Source organism: Angelakisella massiliensis (assembly GCF_900104675.1).
GTDB classification, from domain to species: Bacteria; Bacillota; Clostridia; order Oscillospirales; family Ruminococcaceae; genus Angelakisella; species Angelakisella massiliensis.
Window position 1 is genome coordinate 55,819 of record NZ_LT629945.1, and the last position, 18,907, is coordinate 74,725.

Here is an 18,907-nt window from a genome sequence, read left to right on the forward strand (position 1 = left end):
TTTGATTTTTATCACTTTTGCATGGGAGTAACCACACCACGCCGGGCGTCGATTACCACCGTCATACCATTTTTCAGCACGGCGCAGCAGTCGGCGGCACCGCAGATGATGGGGATACTCAGCTGATCTGTTACTGAAGCAATATGGGAGTTGGCCCCAGCGGCAGTAATCACTCCAGCGGCGTGACGCATCATCTTCATCCACGCGTCGCAGGTATCATTGCATACCAGTATATCACCAAAATTGAAGTTTGCAAGCAATTCCTCATTGGTTCTGGCCACGCAGATGTTGCCCACAGCGGACAGCGCGTTGAGGCCGGTACCGCTGATGAGGCTGGTTCCGGCAGTCTGTACCTTCAGCAGATTGGTGGTACCGGACATACCCACGGGAACGCCGGCAGTAATCACCACCAGATCCCCATCCTTGACATAGCCTCCCTCCAGGGCGGCGTTGACCGCACATTCAAAGAGGCTGTCTGTATCCTTCTGCTCATCCACCAGCACCGGGATCACACCCCAGGAAAGGCTCAGCTGATGATAAGTGGTCTCATCGGAGGTACAGGCGATAATCTGGATACCGGGACGGTATTTGCTCACCATTCGGGCGGTGCGTCCCGACTTGGAAACGGAAATAATGGCGGCCGCTCCCAGATCATGGGCGGTGGTGCAGGTGGCATGGGAGATGGCATCGGTAACGCTGGCGCTCACCTCATCGCCCCGGTCCCTGAACTGCTGGCGGTAATCGATATCGCTTTCGGTCCGCTCGGCAATGGATGCCATGGTCCGCACTGCTTCCACAGGATATTTGCCCGCGGCGGTCTCACCGGAAAGCATGATGGCGCTGGTTCCGTCATAAATGGCGTTGGCCACATCGTTGACCTCCGCCCGGGTGGGACGGGGATTCTGGATCATGCTCTCCAGCATCTGTGTGGCGGTGATGACCATCTTGCCGCTTTGATAGCACTTGCGGATCATCATCTTCTGCAGGTGGGGGATCTCCTCCATGTTGATCTCCACACCCAGATCGCCCCGGGCCACCATGATACCGTCGGCGGTCTTGATGATCTGGTCCAAATTGGACACGCCCTCGGCATTTTCGATCTTGGCAATGATCTTCATGGTACGGCAGCCGTTGCGGATCAGGATATTGCGGACATCCAGAACGTCCTGCGCGGTACGCACAAAGGATGCGGCGATAAAATCAAACTTCTGCTCAATGCCAAACTCAATGTCACGAATGTCGTTATCGCTCAGATAAGGCATCGAAATCTTGGTGCCGGGCAGATTGACGCCCTTATGATTGGATATCTTGCCGCCGTTGATGACAGTGCAGACGATGTCCGTATTGTCCCGGACCTCCTGAACTCTCAGCTCGATCAGACCGTCATCCAGCAGGATTCTGGTTCCCGGGCCCACATCCCCCGGCAGTTCATGATAGGTCACCGCCACCTGATGCTGGTCGCCCATCACATCACGGGTGGTAAGGGTGAAGGTCTGACCAGCCTCCAGCATGACCTTTCCCTCCTGAAAATCTTTCAGGCGGATTTCCGGGCCCTTGGTGTCCAGCAAGGTGGCCACCGGCAGCTTCAGCTCGCTGCGGATTGCCCGAAGGGTATTCAGCTTTTCCATGTGCTCCTCATGGGTGCCGTGAGAAAAATTAAAACGGGCCAGGTTCATCCCGGCCAACATCATTTCCCGCATCACCTGAGCATCGGTGGAGGCGGGTCCAAGAGTACAAACAATTTTTGTCTTTCTCATCAAGACTTCTCCTTTTTTTCCTGACTGCGGCACAAACTTCTTTCCCATATTACCTTTGCCGCAATGCTCCGCTCTTCCTTCCTGAGCGATTTTTTATCCTCTTAAAATAACAGGTTCATTTTACTATAGCTCCCGGATGATGTCAAATCCCGACGGGAGGAATTTACAATTTGGAAATGACTTTTTCTTCCTTTTGTCACCTGGAAAAAAATTTCATTCACTCTTTTAATATTTTCTCCCTCTCAAGCGTTTCTATAATAGAAGTGCCGCAAACGGCGCTTTTTATTCCAGAGAAAAGGGAAAGGATGATAAAATTGAAACGTTTTTTAGCTCTGATGATGGCCCTTATGTTGGTAATGGCCCTGTCTGCCTGCAGCGGCAGCGGAGAATCCTCCACTGCTTCTTCTGCTCCGGAACAGCCCTCCTCCGTTTCTGAGGAACCGGCGCCCCCTACGGCGGAAGAACTGCTGGTAATGGGGCAAAAGGCTCTGATGGAAGCGGAAAGCCTTCGTTACACCGCCAACATGGAAATGACCATGACGTTGATGGACCAGACCATTGAAGCTGTCAGCACCTCCGTCAGCGACACCTTCCAAAATCCTCAGATCAAGTCCAAGTCCGTCACCACCACCGATATGGGAGAGATGGGCACACAGGAAACTACCAGCTACACTGTTTACGAGGATGGAGTTGTCACCGTTTACACCTATGACGGCACCAACTGGTACAGCCAGCAGATGGAAATGGATCTGGAGCAGATCCAGCAGGCTATGAACTCCACCCAGGTTTATCTGGAGCTGATCACCGACCTGAAGGAAGAAGGCAATGAAACTGTCAACGGCGTGGAGACCATGAAGGTCACCGGCACCTACAGCGGCGACGCCATGCAGAAGGTGATGGATTCCTCCGGTGCTGCTTCCTCTCTGGGTTCCCTCACCGGCGGGCTGGACCTGAGCAATCTCTACAGTGAAATGGGCGATCTGACCGCTACCATGTGGCTGGATCTGGAAACCGGCATTCCCGTCCAGTATGAGATGGATATGACCGAGCCTATGGCCAACATCATGAACTATATCATGGAGCAGCTTGGAGAGCAGGCGGAAGGCATTACCATGACTGTGGACAAAATGACCATGAATATGAGTCTTTCCCAGCTCAACTCCCTGGAGGACTTTGAGATTCCCGAGGAAGCTCTGGCGGCAACTCCCCTGACCTAAGAGAAAGGAGAAAAATCAATGAAAGGCTCTGCTCGTCTGACTGCTCTTGTTTTGGCAGCTATACTGATTTTATCCAGCTGCGGCGGAGATGCCACTCCCGCTTCGGGAGCGTCCTCCTCCAGTTCTGTCAGTGAGGCGGCAGAGCCTTCTTCCTCTCTGGCGGAGCAGTCGGAGAAGTCCTCTGCTTCTTCCGCCCCTGACGATGTAAAGGAAAATCCCGAAACACCCTCCTCCCCGGAAGCATCCATGGCGGAAAGCAGTGTTTCTCAAACCGGGACGATCCCGGCGGAAGCCCGGTCGGAGCTGCTGGAGGAAATGAAGGCGGTGCTGGCAGATTATGCGGAAAACGGCGGCGTCTACAGCGGAGATCATTTCTTTGAACCCCGCTTTTCCCCCTTTCCTCAGGACCTGACCCCTCCTGAACCCAAAGAGGAGGATCTGTCAGGACCATTGGAGCTGCTGCCGCAGGAACAGCTTTTGGCGCTTGCCTATGATTGCAGCTCCTATGAGGTCCGCTTCATCTTCTCCCCTGCCTGGGGAACCGCCTGGGATGTGTGGGCCGTGGAGGTAAAGGATCTTGCCACCGGTGAAATCCTGCGCAGACAGCCACCTTATACCCAGGAGCAGTCCGATGCCTTTGAGGCCTATGTAAAAGAAAACCTCAGCTCTGATCTATACGCCGGATATCAGGTTCAAAACGGCGCTCATATTCTGTATCTGCCGCCGCTGTCTGATGAGCAGCAGAAACAGGTACAGCAGGTCCTGGACAGCTGGAGCGGCCCATCTATCCCCGTCACTCAGGTGGAACGGCCTTGTTCCCTCACCCAGCTGGAACAGATGAAAGAAGAAATTCTGGCACTGGAACCTGTACAGGAGGACTACGCCCGGGAGCAGCGGCAGTACATTTCCTCCATCTTTTTGTATGAAGGAATGGTTCAGATCACCTTGATGCAGGACTTTCCGGAGCTGACCCAGGCCTTGGCGGACTTCCCGGCTGGAAGCGTTCAGGTCCAGGTTTCCGCCAGCAATCCTGACACCTGATTTTTCACCGCCGTTCAAACAGAAAGGCGGTTCCCCCTCTTGCCAAACCACCCATCCGCAAGGGGGCGCACCATTCCACACAGTGTTCCAAAGAAGAAGCGGTGGGAAAACAGGAGACAGCTTCTCCGGCTTTCCCACCGACTTTGATTTTTACAGGAGGATTATTCAATGACACAACCGTCCAAATTCATTTCCGCCTTATTGGCGCTGGCTGTTCCTTTGGCGATGCTCGCCGCCTGCGGAAGCCCTGCCCCGGAGTCTCCGGCCTCCTCTTCCCTCGCTTCCCAGACAGAATCATCCTCCTCCAGCCCAGAGGAAACCTCCTCCTGGCAGCCGCCTGCTCCCTGGGGCGATGAAGGTGATTCCCTGATCCGGTGGGAGATGGATGACCAGGGTTTCTACCCCGGCTGCACCATGACCATGGCGATGAACAACCCTGACCATACATCAGCGGAACTGACCCTGGATCCTATGGACCTTGGCTCCTACGCGCTGGAAGGGCTGCTGAAAACCACGGTCCTTTCCACCCCGACCCCTCCGCCTGAGGAAAGCTTTCTTTCCCTGACTGTCACCGATGGGGAGAAAAACACCGCGGAATATTACATTTATCCCTCCGGCAGCGTTTACACCCTCCAGGGGGACCGGTTCTATCAGCTGGGGGACTGTGATGATGTAAGCTACTGGGTGTTTGAAGGGACATGGCTGTACGCCGCTTTCTCTCAGCTGGCAGATCAGCTGCCGCAGATCGACCCACCTCTGCCTGAGCTGGCCGAACCGGAGGAACTGATCGCCGGTGACCCTGCACAGCTTCCCGCCTATGATCCGGAAGTGGTGCGGATAGTCCTTCAGCTGGACAGCTATGGGGATCTGTCTCCCGCTGTGGAGATCCTTTCCAAGGAAAACCGGAAAGCCATTGTGAACGTCATGGCTCAGTATGACCAGCCCGCTCCGCTGCCGCTGGAGCCGATGATAGGCAGCGGAGGCACCCTTATCTGGGTGGCGCAGGAGGGCCAGTGGCAATGCTGGCGGTGGCGGGGAGGCGAGCTGGTGAATCTGTCCAGCGGGCAGGTTTTCAGTCCCTCCGCAGCCGACTTTGCCGTACTCCATGACCAGGATATCATTGCCCGGGAGCTGGCGGCCCAGCTGTCTGCAGCCGCCAACCAATAAGCGTTTATCAGCAGCTTGTCCAATCAATGGATATTGATATGAAAAGTATTTTCCCATCAGCAGCAAGGAGGCAAAAATGACTTATCTGGTGGATGACAAAAACCTGACCTCCCAAAAATTTATTTCCTTTGTCAATCAGATCTGGCTTGGGCAGTACGATGAAGCAAAAACAAAATCCGCTTTATCCAGAACGCTGAACATCACAGCCTATGACGGACCAAAGCTGGCAGGCTGCCTGCGGATTCTCACCGATGGCTATTATTTCGGCACCATCACCGAGCTGCTGGTACTGCCGGAATATCAGAAGCAGGGGGTGGGCAGCAGATTGCTCCAGCTGGCCAGGGAAAACACGCCTACCATGCTTTATTTCGGGGCACAGCCGGGAGTGGAAGGATTTTATGAAAAAAACGGCTGTCAAAAAAGCCTTCAGGCTTATGAGATTCCAAAAGAGCGAACCTGACAGGAAATTTTTCAACAAACAAACCCGTATCCCGTTGAAACAAGACAGGGGCGCCGGCAGTATAACTGCCGGCGCCCCTCAGCCTTTAACAACTTTTTACCAATGGAAGCGTGCTGTGCACACCGGAACAACGAACGACGGGGGAAATGCTTCATTCTCAATTGAGCGTTCCGAGAATAGCGCAGTCTGCTGTGACGCGGATTTCCGAAGGGTTGTGACCCTTTGGATGTAGCGCTGCCCCCAAATCATTCCCCGTCACCAAGCCTGGTCAGTCAGCCAAAGCCCCTCATTGCTCAGAAGCAGGCGATATTGCTGTCGGTACGGGATTCGGTTCCCCCTACCAGCACACCGTTTTCCAGTCGGACGATCATCTGTCCCCGGCCAAAGGAAGCGGTATCCAGCTGAACAGACACCTTGTGCCCCCGCTCCAGAAGCTGCCGGGCAATTTCCATGTGGAAACCGGTCTCCACCTCAAACTCATTTCCCCGCAGCCAGCGCCAACGGGGAGCATCCAGCGCCTGCTGGGGGTCCAGACCAAAGTCGATCAGGTTCATGGCCACCTGGAGATGGCCCTGTGGCTGCATATAGGCTCCCATCACGCCGAAGGGGCCCACCGCCTGATCACCCTTGGTGATAAAACCGGGAATGATTGTGTGATAGCTCCTCTTTCCGCCCTTGAGGCAGTTGGCGGCGGCAGGATCCAGGGAAAAATCGCTGCCCCGGTTCTGCATGGCTATGCCGGTGCCGGGGATCACCACGCCGGAGCCGAAACCGCTGTAGTTGCTTTGGATATAGGAGATCATGTTCCCTTCCCCATCGGCGGCACAGAGATAAACGGTGCCACCGGCAGGAGGCTCCTGGGCCTTGCGGTCCATGGCACAGCCGGTGATCTGCTCCGCCCGGATGCGGCCATATTCCGGCAGCAGGAACCGGTGGTAGTCGATGGCCATCTCTCCCGGGTCGGTGATGTAGTGCAGTCCATCGGCGAAAGCCATCTTCATCGCTTCCCACTGCTTGTGATAAGTATCGGCACAATCCTTTTCGTGGAACTGGAACTCCTTGAGGATATTCAGCCCAATAAGGGCCACCAGTCCCTGACCATTGGACGGGATCTCCCACACCCGATAGCCCCGGTAGTCCACCGAAATGGGGTCCACCCACCGTGCTTCGTAGGCTTCCAGATCCTCCTTGCGGAGATAACCGCCTCCGGCCCGGCTGGCAGCGTCTATTTTGTCCGCCAGATGACCATGGTAATAGGCATCCGCACCGGTTTCTCCAATGGCCTCAATGGTATCCCCATGATCAGGCAGGCGGATGATCTCTCCCGCTTCATAAGCCCGTCCCAGGGGGCAGAAGGTGCGAAACCATTCCTCAAAAAGCGTATCCGGCAGCTTGGCGCGGTACTTTTCCAGCCCCCGTTTCCAAAACTTGGCCAGATTGGGGGCGCAGGGATATCCTTCCCGGGCATACCGGATGGCAGGAGCCACCACCTGGCTGAGAGGGAGCCGTCCAAAGCGTCTGGAAAGCTCCGCCCATGCCTTGGGGATACCTGGTACCGTTACAGGGGTCCACCCGAGAGAGGGCATTTTTCCATGATCGTCCTGACCGTTTTCCAGCACTTTCTGGATGGAAATACCTTTGGGGGCGGGGCCGCTGGAATTAAGGCCATGGAGCTTTCCTTCCCCATTCATCCATACCAGAGCGAAAGCGTCGCCTCCCAAACCGTTGGCGGTGGGCTCCACCACCGTCAGAGCGGCGGCCGTGGCAATGGCAGCGTCAACAGCGTTTCCACCCTTACGGAGCATTTCCAGTCCCGCGGCGGAAGCCTGAGGCGAAGAAGCGTTTACCATTCCTCCCCGGGCATAGATGGGATAGCGGCGAGAAGGATATTTTTGGAACGTTGGATCAAAATGCAACCGTATCACTCTTTTTTTGTTTCAGCAGACTGTTTCCGGCATCTTGCCCACTCAAGCGCTGACATGCCGGAACGCTTTGAAAAGAGCCAAAGAAAGTGAAAACCCCCGCTCTCTCCCTTGGGGAAAGGGCGGGGGCCATCAAAAACAAGATAGGAAATGTTATTTGTTCAGCGCCAGCGCAACGGTATCCCGGGCAATGAGGATCTCCTCGTTGGTGGGGATGACCCAAACGTCCACCTTGGAATCGTCGGCGGAGATGCGGGCTTCGCTGCGGGTGTTGTTCTTCTCAGGATCCACCTTCACGCCCATATACTCCATATCGGCGCAGACAGCGGCCCGGATGTAAGGATCGTTCTCACCGATACCGCCGGTGAATACGATCGCGTCCACACCGCCCATGGCAGCAGCGTAACCGCCCACGATCTTCTTGATCTGATATACCAGCATCTCCAGGGTCAGCTTGGCCCGCTCATTGCCGGCCTCAGCAGCAGCCTGAATGTCGCGGCAGTCGCTGGAGATACCGGACACGCCCAGGAAGCCGGACTTCTTGTTCATCAGATCGGACATCTGATCGGGAGTGAGGTTCTCCTTCTTGGCGATGTAGGTAACAACGGAGGGATCGATGCCGCCGCAGCGGGTGCCCATGATAAAGCCGTCCAGAGGGGTCAGACCCATGGAGGTATCCTGAACCTTGCCATCGACAATGGCGGAAATGGAGCTGCCGTTGCCCAGATGGCAGGTGATCAGGCGGGGAGCCTTGCCGGTCAGTTCAGTGTAGCGGCCGCTGATATAGCGATGGCTGGTGCCGTGGAAGCCATAGCGGCGGATGCTGTATTTCTCATAATACTCATAGGGAATGGCAAACATATAAGCCTTGGGGGGCATGGTCTGATGGAAGGAGGTGTCAAACACCGCCACCATGGGCACATCAGCGCCAAAGACCTCGCGGCAAGCCCGCATCGCCACAGCCTGAGGAGGATTGTGCAGGGGGCCCAGGTCGGAGAAGGCTTCGATATCAGAGATGACCTCATCAGTGATGACGGTGGAAACCTTATATTTCTCGCTGCCGTGGAGAACACGATGGCCGATGGCTACGATCTCCTTGATATCGTCCAGAACCTTGCCCTCGCCGCTGGTGAGGACCTTGACCAGCTCCATAAAAGCTTCCTTATGGGTGGGGAAGGAAACATTATACTCCACTTTGCGGCCGTCAGCGGTCTTGTGGCCGATCTTGCCGTCCACACCGATACGTTCGCAGTTGCCTTTGGCAATAACTTCCTCGTTGCTCATATCGATGAGCTGATACTTCAGAGAGGAGCTGCCAGCGTTGATAACCAATACTTTCATCGTTCCGTACTCCTTTTACATTATTGGGCGGGAAAACCCGACCCTGGGCACCGCAGCCAGACTGTGGTTGACAGATGCGGATACAATTCTATATTATTACATTATCGGCGGAAATTCAAGACCCGCCCGGCCTGTGAGAGCAGGGAGGCGGGTGGTTTTTCCGTAAAAATTTGTAGTTGCTGCCAAAGACGGGGCAGGTGGAAGGAAGGTGGAAAGATGGTCACAGCAGGAGTTGTCGCCGAATACAATCCCTTTCATCTGGGACATCAGTGGCATCTGCAGGAAACCCGCCGGCGGGGCGTCACTCACATCGTGGCCGTGATGAGCGGCTGCTATGTCCAGCGGGGGGAGCCCGCTTTATGGGATAAATGGGTGCGGACCCGGGCTGCTCTGCTGGGGGGAGCTGATCTGATCATAGAGCTTCCCCTTCCCTACGCCTGCGCCACGGCGGAACGGTTTGCCTGGGGGGCGGCATCGCTGCTTCATGCCTTGGGGGTGGTGGATGTCATCTCCTTTGGCTGTGAGGCGGGGAATGAGGAACAATTACGGATATGTGCCAAAGCCATCGGCGACCGGCGGGTACTGGATGCCATTCCCCAGGAGCTGGCGGGAGGCATCACCTATGCTGTGGCCCGACAGCGGGCTGCGGCTCGTTTTTATGGAGACCAGACAGCAGCGCTGCTGCGGCAGCCCAACAATATTCTGGGGGCAGAATATCTCCTCGCCCTGGAACGTCTCGGCTCAGCCATTGACCCTCTGGCCATTCCCCGACGGGGAGCCGCCCACGATGGCCAGGGGGCGGAGGATGGCTTCGCTTCCGCTTCCTTTCTCCGGCAGCTATACCTCCAGGGACGGCAGCAGGAAGCCGCTCCCTTTCTTCCCCCGGCTGGAAAGGCGCTGCTGGATCAGGCATATGGGGATGGGCTCTGCTGGCAGCCGGAACTGCTGGAGCGTCCCTTGCTGACCCGGCTGCGCAGTATGTCCCGGGAGGAAATGGCGGCTCTCCCTGACCTGTCCGAGGGGTTGGAAAACCGGCTGTATGGAGCTGTCCGCCGGAGCTGTACTGTAAATGAACTGCTGGAGGAGCTGAAAACCAAGCGGTATTCCCACGCCCGCCTGCGGCGTCTGCTGATGAGCGCCTTTCTGGGGATACCCAAGGACTTTTGCCGCATTTCTCCCCCCTATTTGCGGGTACTGGGTTTTAATGAGCGGGGTCTGGAGATCCTGCGGGAAGCCAAAAAGAAAGCTTCTCTGCCTCTGAGCCATTCTCTGGCGGAGCTGGAGCGCGCCGGAGAAACCGCCGCCGCCTTTGCCGCTTTGGAGGCCCGCTCAACTGATCTGTACCATCTGCTCACCCCGTCGCCCCGGCCCTGCGGATTGGATTATACTCATCCTGTTATTCGGGTATAGCAAGAGTTTCCCTTGTTCCACAGCTCATGAGGATTTATAATAAAGGATAAAAGCAGCCCTGATAAAAACAGGGCGGAAAGGAGCGTTCAATGGAATTTTTATTTGATATGCCGGTTCGGCTGTTTGCCCAGCAGAACGCGGTGGAAAAGCATCAGGAGGAGTTTGGAAAGTACGGCAAACGCTGCCTTATTGTTACCGGACACAACAGCGCCAAAGCCTGCGGTGCTCTGGACAATGTCACCAAAGCTTTGGACAATCAGGGGATTGCATGGAAAGTTTTCGATCAGGTGGGACAAAACCCCTTGGTCTCTGTCTGCTACCAGGGCGGCCGGGAGGCAATCGCTTTTGGCGCGGATTTTATCGTGGGTATTGGCGGGGGTTCCCCTTTGGATGCTGCCAAGGCGGTGGCAGCCTTTGGCGCTGACCCGGAGCTGACCCCGGAGGGGCTGTATCAGCCTCATCGCCTTTCCGCTCTGCCGCTGCTGCTGGTGGGTACCACTGCCGGCACCGGCAGTGAAGTGACCCGCTTTTCGGTGCTGACAGATGACAAGGGACACAAGCGCTCCTGGGGCAACGCTTCCAGCTATGCCCGGGCTTCTTTCGGCGATCCCCGATATACCCTTTCTCTGAACCGGAAGTTCACTCTCAGCACCGGTCTGGACGCGGTAGCCCACGCATTGGAATCCTATTTTTCTGTAGAGGGGGACCAGGTTTCTCAAAGCTTCGCCATGATGGCCCTCAAACTGCTGCTGCCCGCCCTCAAGGAGGTGTGGCTGGCGGAAGGTGAGCCCACCCTGGAGTGTCGGGAGAGGCTGTATCTGGGGTCCCTGTACGGCGGCATGGCCATCAACCGCACCGGCACCGCCTTCTGCCATACCATGGGATATTGGCTGTCGGAAGAGCGGGAGATCCCTCACGGCTTTGCCTGCGCCGTATTCCTGCCGGACTTCATCCAGTACACAGTGCCCCTGGCTCCGGAAAAAGCCATGAAGCTGTTCAGCGCCCTGGGAATGTACGCTCAGGAACTTTGTGATACCATCATCATGCTCACTGACGCTGAATATGAACCTGCCACAGACGAGGAACTGGAAGGACTGCTGGATCGTTGGGAAAATTCCCCCAATATGAAGCGGACCCCTGGCAGTTTTGACCGCCAGCAGCAGCGCCGGATCGCTGAGAAAGTGCTGCAAAAGAAGGGCTGACGCAGCAAAGCCTGCGAAACTCCCATATGCGGGAAGGGACGCAAGAAGCTGTGGCAAAGGAAATCTTTTCTTCGAAGCAGCATTAGTTGTGGGCCAAAATCTGATGTACCCTCAAACGTACCTGCTGTAGTTTCAAGTGATATTTCCGGGGTTCAGGGAAAACCTGCCGCAGAGCTTTTTAACCGCCTGGAAATTGGCTGAAATCTGCCGCTATTGGTCCGGGATATCGGGTCAAAGCCGCTGTTTTTCCCAAAAGAGGCTTTCCTTCACCAGACGGATTTATTACCAGGCTGATAATTTTTCCCTTTCTCCAAAAGATCTCCCCCTTGACCAGGGGCAGGCGAATACGTTATCATAAGAAAGAAATAAAGACAGAAAGTGAGAATGATTCCATGAACGTATGGCATGACGTCAATCCCAAACGTATTTCCCCGGAAGATTTTCTTGCCGTCGTGGAAATCCCCAAGGGCAGCAAGAAGAAATATGAACTGGACAAGGAGACCGGCCTGATCATTCTGGACCGCATCCTGTATACCTCTACCCACTACCCCGCCAACTACGGCTTTATTCCCCGTACCTACGGCGATGACCGGGACCCCCTGGATGTATTGGTACTCTGCTCTGAGCCTCTGGAGCCCCTGACGCTGGTACGCTGCTATCCCATCGGCATGATTTCCATGATCGACAGCGGACGCAACGATGAAAAGATTATCGCCATCCCCTTTGGCGATCCCACCTACAGCGACTATACCGATATTGATCAGCTGCCTCAGCATATCTTTAATGAGATGTCCCACTTCTTCCGGGTCTACAAAGCTCTGGAAAACAAGGAGACTGCCGTCAACGAGGTAAGCGGACGGGAAAACGCGGTACAAACTGTCCGGGCTGCCATTGACAGTTATGTGGAGAAATTTTGTAAAGCCTGAGGCTGTTTCAAATCAGACAGCCATCGTAGAATAAGCAGGCGACTTTATAAAACACCAGAGAGCTTGGAAGCAAAGATGGTTTCCAAGCTCTCTGTTTTTTTAGGGAAAGATATGTTCAAAAAAGGGGAATTTTTCCGCCTCTCATTCCTCAGCGGAACAATGCCGAACACCCTGAATCTGGAGGCAGCACACCTTGGGCGCAACATAAGCGCTCAGGGGCATCTGGCATACATCCCGGCTGTGGCCGGAAACCAGCAGTCCCCGTTTGTCCCGGCCGGTTACCACCAAAGTATGATAGCTTATCCCTTCCTCATTTTGCAGCTGGATCAGATCTCCTGGCTGCGCCTCTGACAGAGGCACCACTGAGGCAAAAGGCCCGGAGCCATTGTTGCTGGTAAGAAACCGATGTAAAAAGCGGGCTCCCGTCCAGGAAGCGGTCCTCTCCCAACTGGTGATATAGTACCAGCCAAAGACTGCGGTTATATTCATCACGCCCCCTCCCGCCAGCAAACACTGGGAAGCAAAATTGGTGCAGTCTCCTCCCAGTTCTTCAAAATCCAGATACGCGGGGTTACGGCTCATAGCCCATTCCAGGGCATATGCCACTGCTTTTCCCCGGTTATAGGGACAAATTTTGGTCATAAATTCAGTCCTCCTTTCTTATCATAGCCATTCTATGGGGAAGGAGGCTTTTTGGTGCCGCTGCATATGAATCCATGGATGAAAGAGAAAAACGAAGACCGGCCAGGAGCCAATGGAAAATATTCAGGTTTCAGGCGGTTTCCGGTGGGTTTTCGCTCATTGGCGCCGGTTGTTTCGGCCCCCTGAAGGATGGTATACTGGAATTGTCAGAAAACAGTCCGCTCCCAACTTATAACAGAACAGGAGTGGAATTATGACCTAGCCATTCTCGCCTTGACCCCTATTCAAAGAACATCTGATGAAACGAGCTAAAAGGTGAGTGAAAACGTGCTGAATACCGGATTATATCGATTGAGCCAGAAAGAACGCCGGGCGGCGGCGGAGTTGTTTGGGGAATCCTTCCAGCAGGACCCCCTGTACCTTCAGCTGATCCCCCAGGCAGAACTGAGAGCAAAAATCCTGCCGGAGCTGTTTGACTGTTATCTGACCATGTATCGCAGCTGTTTTGAGCTGTATGCCGACAGCCAGGATCTCAACGGCGTCATTGCCATTATTGATGGCACCCAGCCCCATTGTCACTGGGCAAGTCTGTTTCAAAGCGCCGCGGGAGGTTTGCGGACCTTGTGGATGCTGGTAAAAATGGACCCCAGTCTGGCCACACTGAGGAATTTTATTCGTGGCCGTGCTTTCCTCTCATCCAGCTGGGAGGGAGAAACAAAGGAACTGGAAAACCCTCAGGAAATCGTTCGGATCGACCTGCTGGCAGTGCGGGCGGAAAAGCGGGGTTCCGGCATCGCCGGACAACTGATGCGTCAGGTATTGGCCTATGCCGATGACCACGACTGCTACGCCACACTGGAGACCCACAACCGGAAAAATGTGGATCTGTATCGTCGCTTTGGATTCCACACTATACGGGTGTTGGATGGCAACAGTACCCTGCGGCAATACTGCATGGTCCGCTAAAAGGTATGGACCGGGACGCAGCCGTGGTAGCTTTTGTACACCTGCTCCTGGTAAAAGCTGAAAATCGGATATCAGGGAAAAACTTGTTCCCATCTGTTTTCTACAGGCTCCTTGTGGGGCCTGTATTTTTGTATTGTGATCCCATCATATCCGGCTTGCTATGTTCTGAGCCGAAGCCATCGGCACGGATGCGCCATATTCTTAAAACAGTGTGTTTGAAAACGTGTTTTTACTGTACGTTTTATAGGACAAGTGTATTTCCGGGCGTATGAGTACCGACCAATTTATTTAAGACTGATCACTCAGCAGTGGAATGTGCCTTGGTTCCAGTTTGTATATATCTCTCCAGCTCCGTCAGCGTTTCCTGGTCTGTCAGAATATCCTCCAGCCTGCATCCCAAAGCGTTGCATAATTTCAGCAAAGTGCTCAGCTTCGCCCCGTTGATGTCTCTGACCCCTTGTTCGTAAAATTGCAGAATCCGCACATTGATACCGGAATGCTCCGCACATTCACGCTGAGAAAGATTTCTTTGCTTCCTAACCTCCTGCAAGCTCATACATCATCACCCTCCCTGCGGCGCAGATAAAGGGCATACATGATCTTTCCCAATCCCAATGCGATCAAGGCGATTCCCGCACTGAATACGAACAATCTCATGATGATTCCTCCTTGAAATTTTACTGATTTTATAAATCAAGCAAGGAGATAAAATGGAAAACCTGTCCCTGCTTTTCCACAGTTTCTTTCTTATCATCTTGAATCTTTTCTCTGCTGCTTATAGCATACCTTGTTTGATATTCAATAGCAACATTTGCCTTGAATCAAGGCAATTTTATAAGAAAGGACATTTTCTTCAAAAACAGTACAACGTCTATGCAGATCGTTATTCTCACCTGGATAGGGAAAGACTTCCCAGCTCTCCCTATCCAGCGGCAAAAAATCGCCCCACCAACCTGCGGCTGGTCGACTTATCGGCAACCTCGTTCTTTCTGCAAATCCAGACTGTGACGGGATTCTACCCGCGGCCTAAACAACAGTCCACCGGACTGTTGTCCCCCCTCTGCGGAGGGGACGGCCTGTTCGATTCTCCCATCCAGCGACAAAAAACACCCCACCAACCTACGGCTGGTGGGGTGTTTTTTTGGTCGGGATGACGGGATTCGAACCCACGGCCTCTGCGTCCCGAACGCAGCGCTCTACCAAACTGAGCCACATCCCGAAAGATAATGAAATGGCTGCTGGTAATCCATATCAAATTACCAGCAGCCACTTCTTCTTTGGTTGCCCGAAAAGGATTCGAACCCTTACAAACAGAGTCAGAGTCTGTCGTGCTACCTTTACACAATCGGGCAGTAAAGACGCTGCTTCTCTCAAACAGCTTTATCATTATATTCTATATTGTCTTGTTTGTCAATAGGTTTTTTATTTTTATTTTCTCTTTTTTCTCTTTATCTGATACCCGTATTTTTTCCTTTTCCATACAAAAGATAACAACAGTGTTTGCCCCACCATTTCCATCACACAGATGGATCACAGAAAGGATGGCCAGCCTTGTTTCATCTTTTGATCCCATGCGACAGTAACCATGTCTTAACCAGGAGATTGCTCCCGCTTTTTTCCCATTATGGTCCGGTCGCCGCATTGCAGGGCTCCTCTCTTCTCGCACCTCAAAGAGATTGTTTTCTCTTTTTATGGAGCTGCCCCACCCATGCCCGAATCCACGTTCCACAGCCGGTCATCCTTTTTGGGGAAGACCCTCTGCCCTGCTCTCTCTCGGTACCTGAGGACGCTGTAATGGTACTGGGCAAAGACCATCCCCACGCCCGAACCTTCGCGGCAGAACACAAGCTGCGCCTGGTGGATTGCAGCACCTCTCCCCAGGCCAGCCTTACCTTATCCAGCTTGGAACGGGACCGGGCTGTCCTTGCTCTCCAGCGGTCTTTGACCGATCTCAGCGGAAATATATTGGAGCCCCAGGAGTTTTCCGTTGAAGGGTTTGGGGACCTGAATGCCCAGGACCTGCTGTGCGGCTGCGGCGTACTGCTGTTATGCGGAAAACTCCCTCTCACCTTTCGGGATGAAGGAAAAATATAATGCCTTCAACTCAAGCCCCACTGTGTTCCACAGCGAAAAACCTTATGTGTCGCTCTCCTGAGGCTGCTCCGGCTGTGCTTGCGCTTCCTGGATCACATACTTTTGGATTACCGGCCAAACCATAAAACTGCTGAACAAGGTGGGGAAAGCAAAGCCCAGCAATAGTGATGCCGGAAAAGACAGGGGCCAATACAGCAGCATTGCCATATTCACTGCATAAATCACCAGCGCTGCGGCAAGGGTACGGATCTTTCCCAGTACCATTAGGAAAACCGCGTCTTTTAAAAGAGGCCATGCAGGCAGCGCCACATTGGAAATCAGGGCAAACACATAACAGAACACACTCAAGCCTATCATGGTCCAGACCGCCGCTACCAGCAGCAAGCTCCCCACCCCTTGAATGAGCCCCATCAGGTTCATCCAAACCGCCGCCAGCAAAAACAGCACAAAGGGGATTCCAAATATCAGCCCTTGCTTCCAGTTGCTTTTGAACGCTTCCCAAAAATCCTTCCAGGCATAGACGTTTTTATCCCGCACCATCGTCACCGTTACACGATACAGTGCGGCGGTAGCCGGACCGATGGTGATGATGGGCAGGCAGAACAGAACATAAATGACATTCACCAGCAGCAGCGCCCAAAATTCCCGTCCAAGGATATCCAGAAAAAGAGCTACTCCTTTTTTGGGAGGGGCGTTTTTATCGATCCCCGGCCCCGGACGGCTGTAAGAGCTGGGATAATTGAACAGTCCCATCAATCGTCATCTCCACTTCCCTGCGGGTTGATGGCCCACAATATTTTTTTGATTATAGCATGTTTGTCCTTCCTATACAAGCGCCGCATTTTGTTCTGGAGTTTAAAGCCCAATTAATCTCTCAGGGGGCCGATGCCAAAGACCTTCTTCCGGCACTCCACACTTTAAACAACTTGCCGCAAGAATTTTTAAGCAAAAAATATATTTTTCTTCCACTATTCCGTTTATTCTTGACCCTTTAATCAAGAACCGCTATACTAAAACCCAGAGACGTATTTGAGAGAGTAACAATTCGGGACAACGCCGCAGGCGCCCGTTTTGTTACGCTCTTTTTTATGGAAAGGGGTAGTTTTGTGAAGAACTATATCATTTCATTGGACCAAGGCACCACCAGCTCCCGGGCCATTATTTTCGACCGGCAGCAAAATATCGTGGAGATCGCGCAAAAAGAATTTACCCAGCTTTATCCCAAGCCAGGATATGTGGAGCATGATCCTATGGAGATTTATGCCTCCCAGTACGGCGTCATGATTGAGGTCTTGGCCAAAAGCGGCATTTCTCCTGCGGAAGTGGCGGCTATTGGCATCACCAATCAGCGTGAAACCACTATTCTTTGGGAAAAATCCACTGGCCGCCCCATCTATAACGCCATTGTCTGGCAGTGCCGCCGTACAGCCAAGCTGTGTGAAGAGCTGAAAGAAAATCAGGAGCTGACCCAATATATCAAGGATCATACCGGCTTATTGGTAGACGCTTATTTCTCCGGCACCAAAATCAAATGGATGCTGGATAACGTCCCTGGGGCCCGGGAAAAGGCGGAGGCCGGAGAACTGCTTTTCGGTACAGTGGACAGCTGGCTGATCTGGAAGCTGACCGGCGGGGCGGCCCATGTAACCGACTATACCAACGCCAGCCGCACGATGCTTTACAACATTAAGGATCTGTGCTGGGATGAGAAGATTTGCAAGGCTCTGGATATTCCCATGTCCATCCTGCCCAAGGTGTGCAGCTGCAGTGAGGTATATGGTACAGTCAATGTCCAGGGAGTGGAAATCCCCATCGCCGGATGTGCCGGTGATCAGCAGGCTGCCCTTTTTGGCCAGACCTGCTTTGAAAAGGGAGACGCCAAAAACACTTATGGCACCGGCTGCTTCTTACTGATGAATACCGGTGAGGAAATGATCCAGAGCCGCCATGGTTTGGTCACCACCATCGCCATGGGACGGGAAGGAAAAGTGCAGTACGCTTTGGAAGGAAGCGTTTTTGTCGGCGGCGCTGTCATTCAGTGGATTCGGGATGAAATGCGCTTTGTTACCGATGCCAAAGACACGGAATACTTTGCCAACAAAGTGGATGACAATGGCGGAGTGTACATCGTGCCCGCCTTCACCGGTCTGGGCGCTCCTCACTGGGATATGTATGCCAGAGGAACTATTGTGGGTCTGACCCGGGGCAGCAACCGCAACCATATCATCCGTGCCGCGCTGGAGTCCATCGCCTATCAAACCCACGATGTGCTGGAGGCCATGATTCAGGATACCGGCCTGCAGCTGCGTGAGCTGCGGGTGGACGGCGGCGCTTCCGCCAACAATTTCCTCATGCAGTTCCAGTCGGACATCAATCACCAGACCATCCGCCGTCCCATGATTCGTGAGACCACCGCTCTGGGCGCCGCTTACCTGGCGGGGCTGGCTGTGGGGCTGTGGAAGGACCTGGACGATATTCGCAGCCAATGGACTCTGGATAAGCTTTACGAACCTAAAATGCCGGAGGATCTCCGTCAAAAATACCTGCGCGGCTGGAAAAAAGCTGTCTCCCGTGCCAAGGATTGGGAAGAGGAAGAATAAAGTTCCTGTTCCAAAGCCAAAGTCGATCTGTAAATGTAATACCTTTACCGGGAAGCCTGCTTGTATGACAGGTTTCCCGGTTTTCTTCTGCCTGCCGCTTTCTTTTTTTCCTCAGCATGTTATAATAGCTGGTGACTGTTATCAACCAAAAGGAGTTTCCTT

General features: G+C 53.8%; 18 protein-coding genes and 2 tRNA genes. 11 read left to right on the forward strand and 9 right to left on the reverse strand.

Annotated features, from left to right (window positions below; all coding sequences use genetic code 11):
- Window positions 1–11: 11 nt before the first annotated feature.
- Window positions 12–1,757 carry a pyruvate kinase gene (pyk, locus tag BQ5383_RS05465; RefSeq protein ID WP_071430111.1) on the reverse strand — a complete coding sequence of 582 codons (1,746 nt, stop codon included), beginning with the start codon at window positions 1,755–1,757 and terminating at the stop codon, window positions 12–14.
- Between the two features lie 314 nt (window positions 1,758–2,071).
- Between pyk and BQ5383_RS05470 the strand changes: the two genes are divergently transcribed.
- From BQ5383_RS05470 to BQ5383_RS05485, 4 genes are all read left to right on the forward strand, one after another.
- Window positions 2,072–2,974, forward strand: coding sequence for an LppX_LprAFG lipoprotein (locus BQ5383_RS05470; protein WP_071430113.1), 903 nt, complete (start codon window positions 2,072–2,074; stop codon window positions 2,972–2,974).
- An 18-nt stretch (window positions 2,975–2,992) separates the two neighbouring features.
- Window positions 2,993–4,015, forward strand: a complete 1,023-nt coding sequence (locus BQ5383_RS05475) for a hypothetical protein (protein WP_071430115.1) — start codon at window positions 2,993–2,995, stop codon at window positions 4,013–4,015.
- 168 nt (window positions 4,016–4,183) lie between these two features.
- On the forward strand, window positions 4,184–5,182 hold the full coding sequence (locus BQ5383_RS05480; RefSeq protein WP_071430117.1) for a hypothetical protein: 999 nt from the start codon (window positions 4,184–4,186) through the stop codon (window positions 5,180–5,182).
- Between the two features lie 76 nt (window positions 5,183–5,258).
- A complete protein-coding gene (locus BQ5383_RS05485) occupies window positions 5,259–5,642 on the forward strand; it encodes a GNAT family N-acetyltransferase (protein ID WP_071430119.1) in 384 nt (127 codons plus the stop codon).
- Between the two features lie 293 nt (window positions 5,643–5,935).
- Here BQ5383_RS05485 and BQ5383_RS05490 read toward each other — a convergent pair whose 3' ends face one another.
- Entirely contained in the window at window positions 5,936–7,492 is a 1,557-nt protein-coding gene (locus tag BQ5383_RS05490) for a gamma-glutamyltransferase family protein (protein WP_083390092.1), read from the reverse strand.
- Window positions 7,493–7,717: 225 nt separating this feature from the next.
- Window positions 7,718–8,905, reverse strand: coding sequence for an acetate/propionate family kinase (locus BQ5383_RS05495; protein WP_071430123.1), 1,188 nt, complete (start codon window positions 8,903–8,905; stop codon window positions 7,718–7,720).
- A gap of 216 nt (window positions 8,906–9,121) precedes the next feature.
- On the opposite strand from BQ5383_RS05495, the gene BQ5383_RS05500 reads away from it, so the two are divergent.
- The 3 genes from BQ5383_RS05500 to BQ5383_RS05510 all read left to right on the forward strand — a co-directional run bounded on the left by BQ5383_RS05500 (window position 9,122) and on the right by BQ5383_RS05510 (window position 12,443).
- Window positions 9,122–10,315 carry a tRNA(Met) cytidine acetate ligase gene (locus tag BQ5383_RS05500; protein ID WP_071430125.1) on the forward strand — a complete coding sequence of 398 codons (1,194 nt, stop codon included), beginning with the start codon at window positions 9,122–9,124 and terminating at the stop codon, window positions 10,313–10,315.
- 89 nt (window positions 10,316–10,404) lie between these two features.
- Window positions 10,405–11,517: an iron-containing alcohol dehydrogenase gene (locus BQ5383_RS05505; protein ID WP_071430127.1), complete on the forward strand. Its 1,113-nt coding sequence runs from the start codon at window positions 10,405–10,407 to the stop codon at window positions 11,515–11,517.
- Window positions 11,518–11,909: 392 nt separating this feature from the next.
- A complete protein-coding gene (locus BQ5383_RS05510) occupies window positions 11,910–12,443 on the forward strand; it encodes an inorganic diphosphatase (protein ID WP_071430129.1) in 534 nt (177 codons plus the stop codon).
- Between the two features lie 141 nt (window positions 12,444–12,584).
- On the opposite strand, the gene BQ5383_RS05515 is transcribed toward BQ5383_RS05510, so the two are convergent.
- Complete coding sequence (locus tag BQ5383_RS05515; RefSeq protein ID WP_071430131.1) at window positions 12,585–13,085, reverse strand: amidase domain-containing protein; 501 nt, start codon at window positions 13,083–13,085, stop codon at window positions 12,585–12,587.
- 351 nt (window positions 13,086–13,436) lie between these two features.
- Between BQ5383_RS05515 and BQ5383_RS05525 the strand changes: the two genes are divergently transcribed.
- On the forward strand, window positions 13,437–14,051 hold the full coding sequence (locus BQ5383_RS05525; RefSeq protein ID WP_139193362.1) for a GNAT family N-acetyltransferase: 615 nt from the start codon (window positions 13,437–13,439) through the stop codon (window positions 14,049–14,051).
- Window positions 14,052–14,349: 298 nt separating this feature from the next.
- On the opposite strand, the gene BQ5383_RS05530 is transcribed toward BQ5383_RS05525, so the two are convergent.
- A complete protein-coding gene (locus BQ5383_RS05530; protein WP_071430137.1) occupies window positions 14,350–14,607 on the reverse strand; it encodes a helix-turn-helix domain-containing protein in 258 nt (85 codons plus the stop codon).
- A 154-nt stretch (window positions 14,608–14,761) separates the two neighbouring features.
- Between BQ5383_RS05530 and BQ5383_RS05535 the strand changes: the two genes are divergently transcribed.
- Window positions 14,762–15,205 (forward strand): hypothetical protein, encoded by a 444-nt coding sequence (locus BQ5383_RS05535; protein WP_071430139.1) that lies wholly within the window; start codon window positions 14,762–14,764, stop codon window positions 15,203–15,205.
- On the opposite strand, the gene BQ5383_RS05540 is transcribed toward BQ5383_RS05535, so the two are convergent.
- The 3 genes from BQ5383_RS05540 to BQ5383_RS05550 form a co-directional block, all read right to left on the reverse strand.
- Window positions 15,194–15,270, reverse strand: a tRNA-Pro gene (locus BQ5383_RS05540). The two genes, BQ5383_RS05535 and BQ5383_RS05540, sit on opposite strands and share 12 nt — an antisense overlap.
- 59 nt (window positions 15,271–15,329) lie before the next feature.
- Window positions 15,330–15,403: transfer RNA gene (locus BQ5383_RS05545), tRNA-Gln, on the reverse strand.
- A gap of 41 nt (window positions 15,404–15,444) precedes the next feature.
- A complete protein-coding gene (locus BQ5383_RS05550; protein ID WP_139193363.1) occupies window positions 15,445–15,780 on the reverse strand; it encodes a hypothetical protein in 336 nt (111 codons plus the stop codon).
- Between the two features lie 65 nt (window positions 15,781–15,845).
- On the opposite strand from BQ5383_RS05550, the gene BQ5383_RS05555 reads away from it, so the two are divergent.
- Complete coding sequence (locus BQ5383_RS05555; RefSeq protein ID WP_071430143.1) at window positions 15,846–16,145, forward strand: hypothetical protein; 300 nt, start codon at window positions 15,846–15,848, stop codon at window positions 16,143–16,145.
- Between the two features lie 42 nt (window positions 16,146–16,187).
- On the opposite strand, the gene BQ5383_RS05560 is transcribed toward BQ5383_RS05555, so the two are convergent.
- Window positions 16,188–16,898, reverse strand: coding sequence for a YesL family protein (locus BQ5383_RS05560; protein WP_071430146.1), 711 nt, complete (start codon window positions 16,896–16,898; stop codon window positions 16,188–16,190).
- A 353-nt stretch (window positions 16,899–17,251) separates the two neighbouring features.
- On the opposite strand from BQ5383_RS05560, the gene glpK reads away from it, so the two are divergent.
- Window positions 17,252–18,745 (forward strand): glycerol kinase GlpK, encoded by a 1,494-nt coding sequence (gene glpK / locus BQ5383_RS05565; protein ID WP_071430148.1) that lies wholly within the window; start codon window positions 17,252–17,254, stop codon window positions 18,743–18,745.
- Window positions 18,746–18,907: the final 162 nt, after the last annotated feature.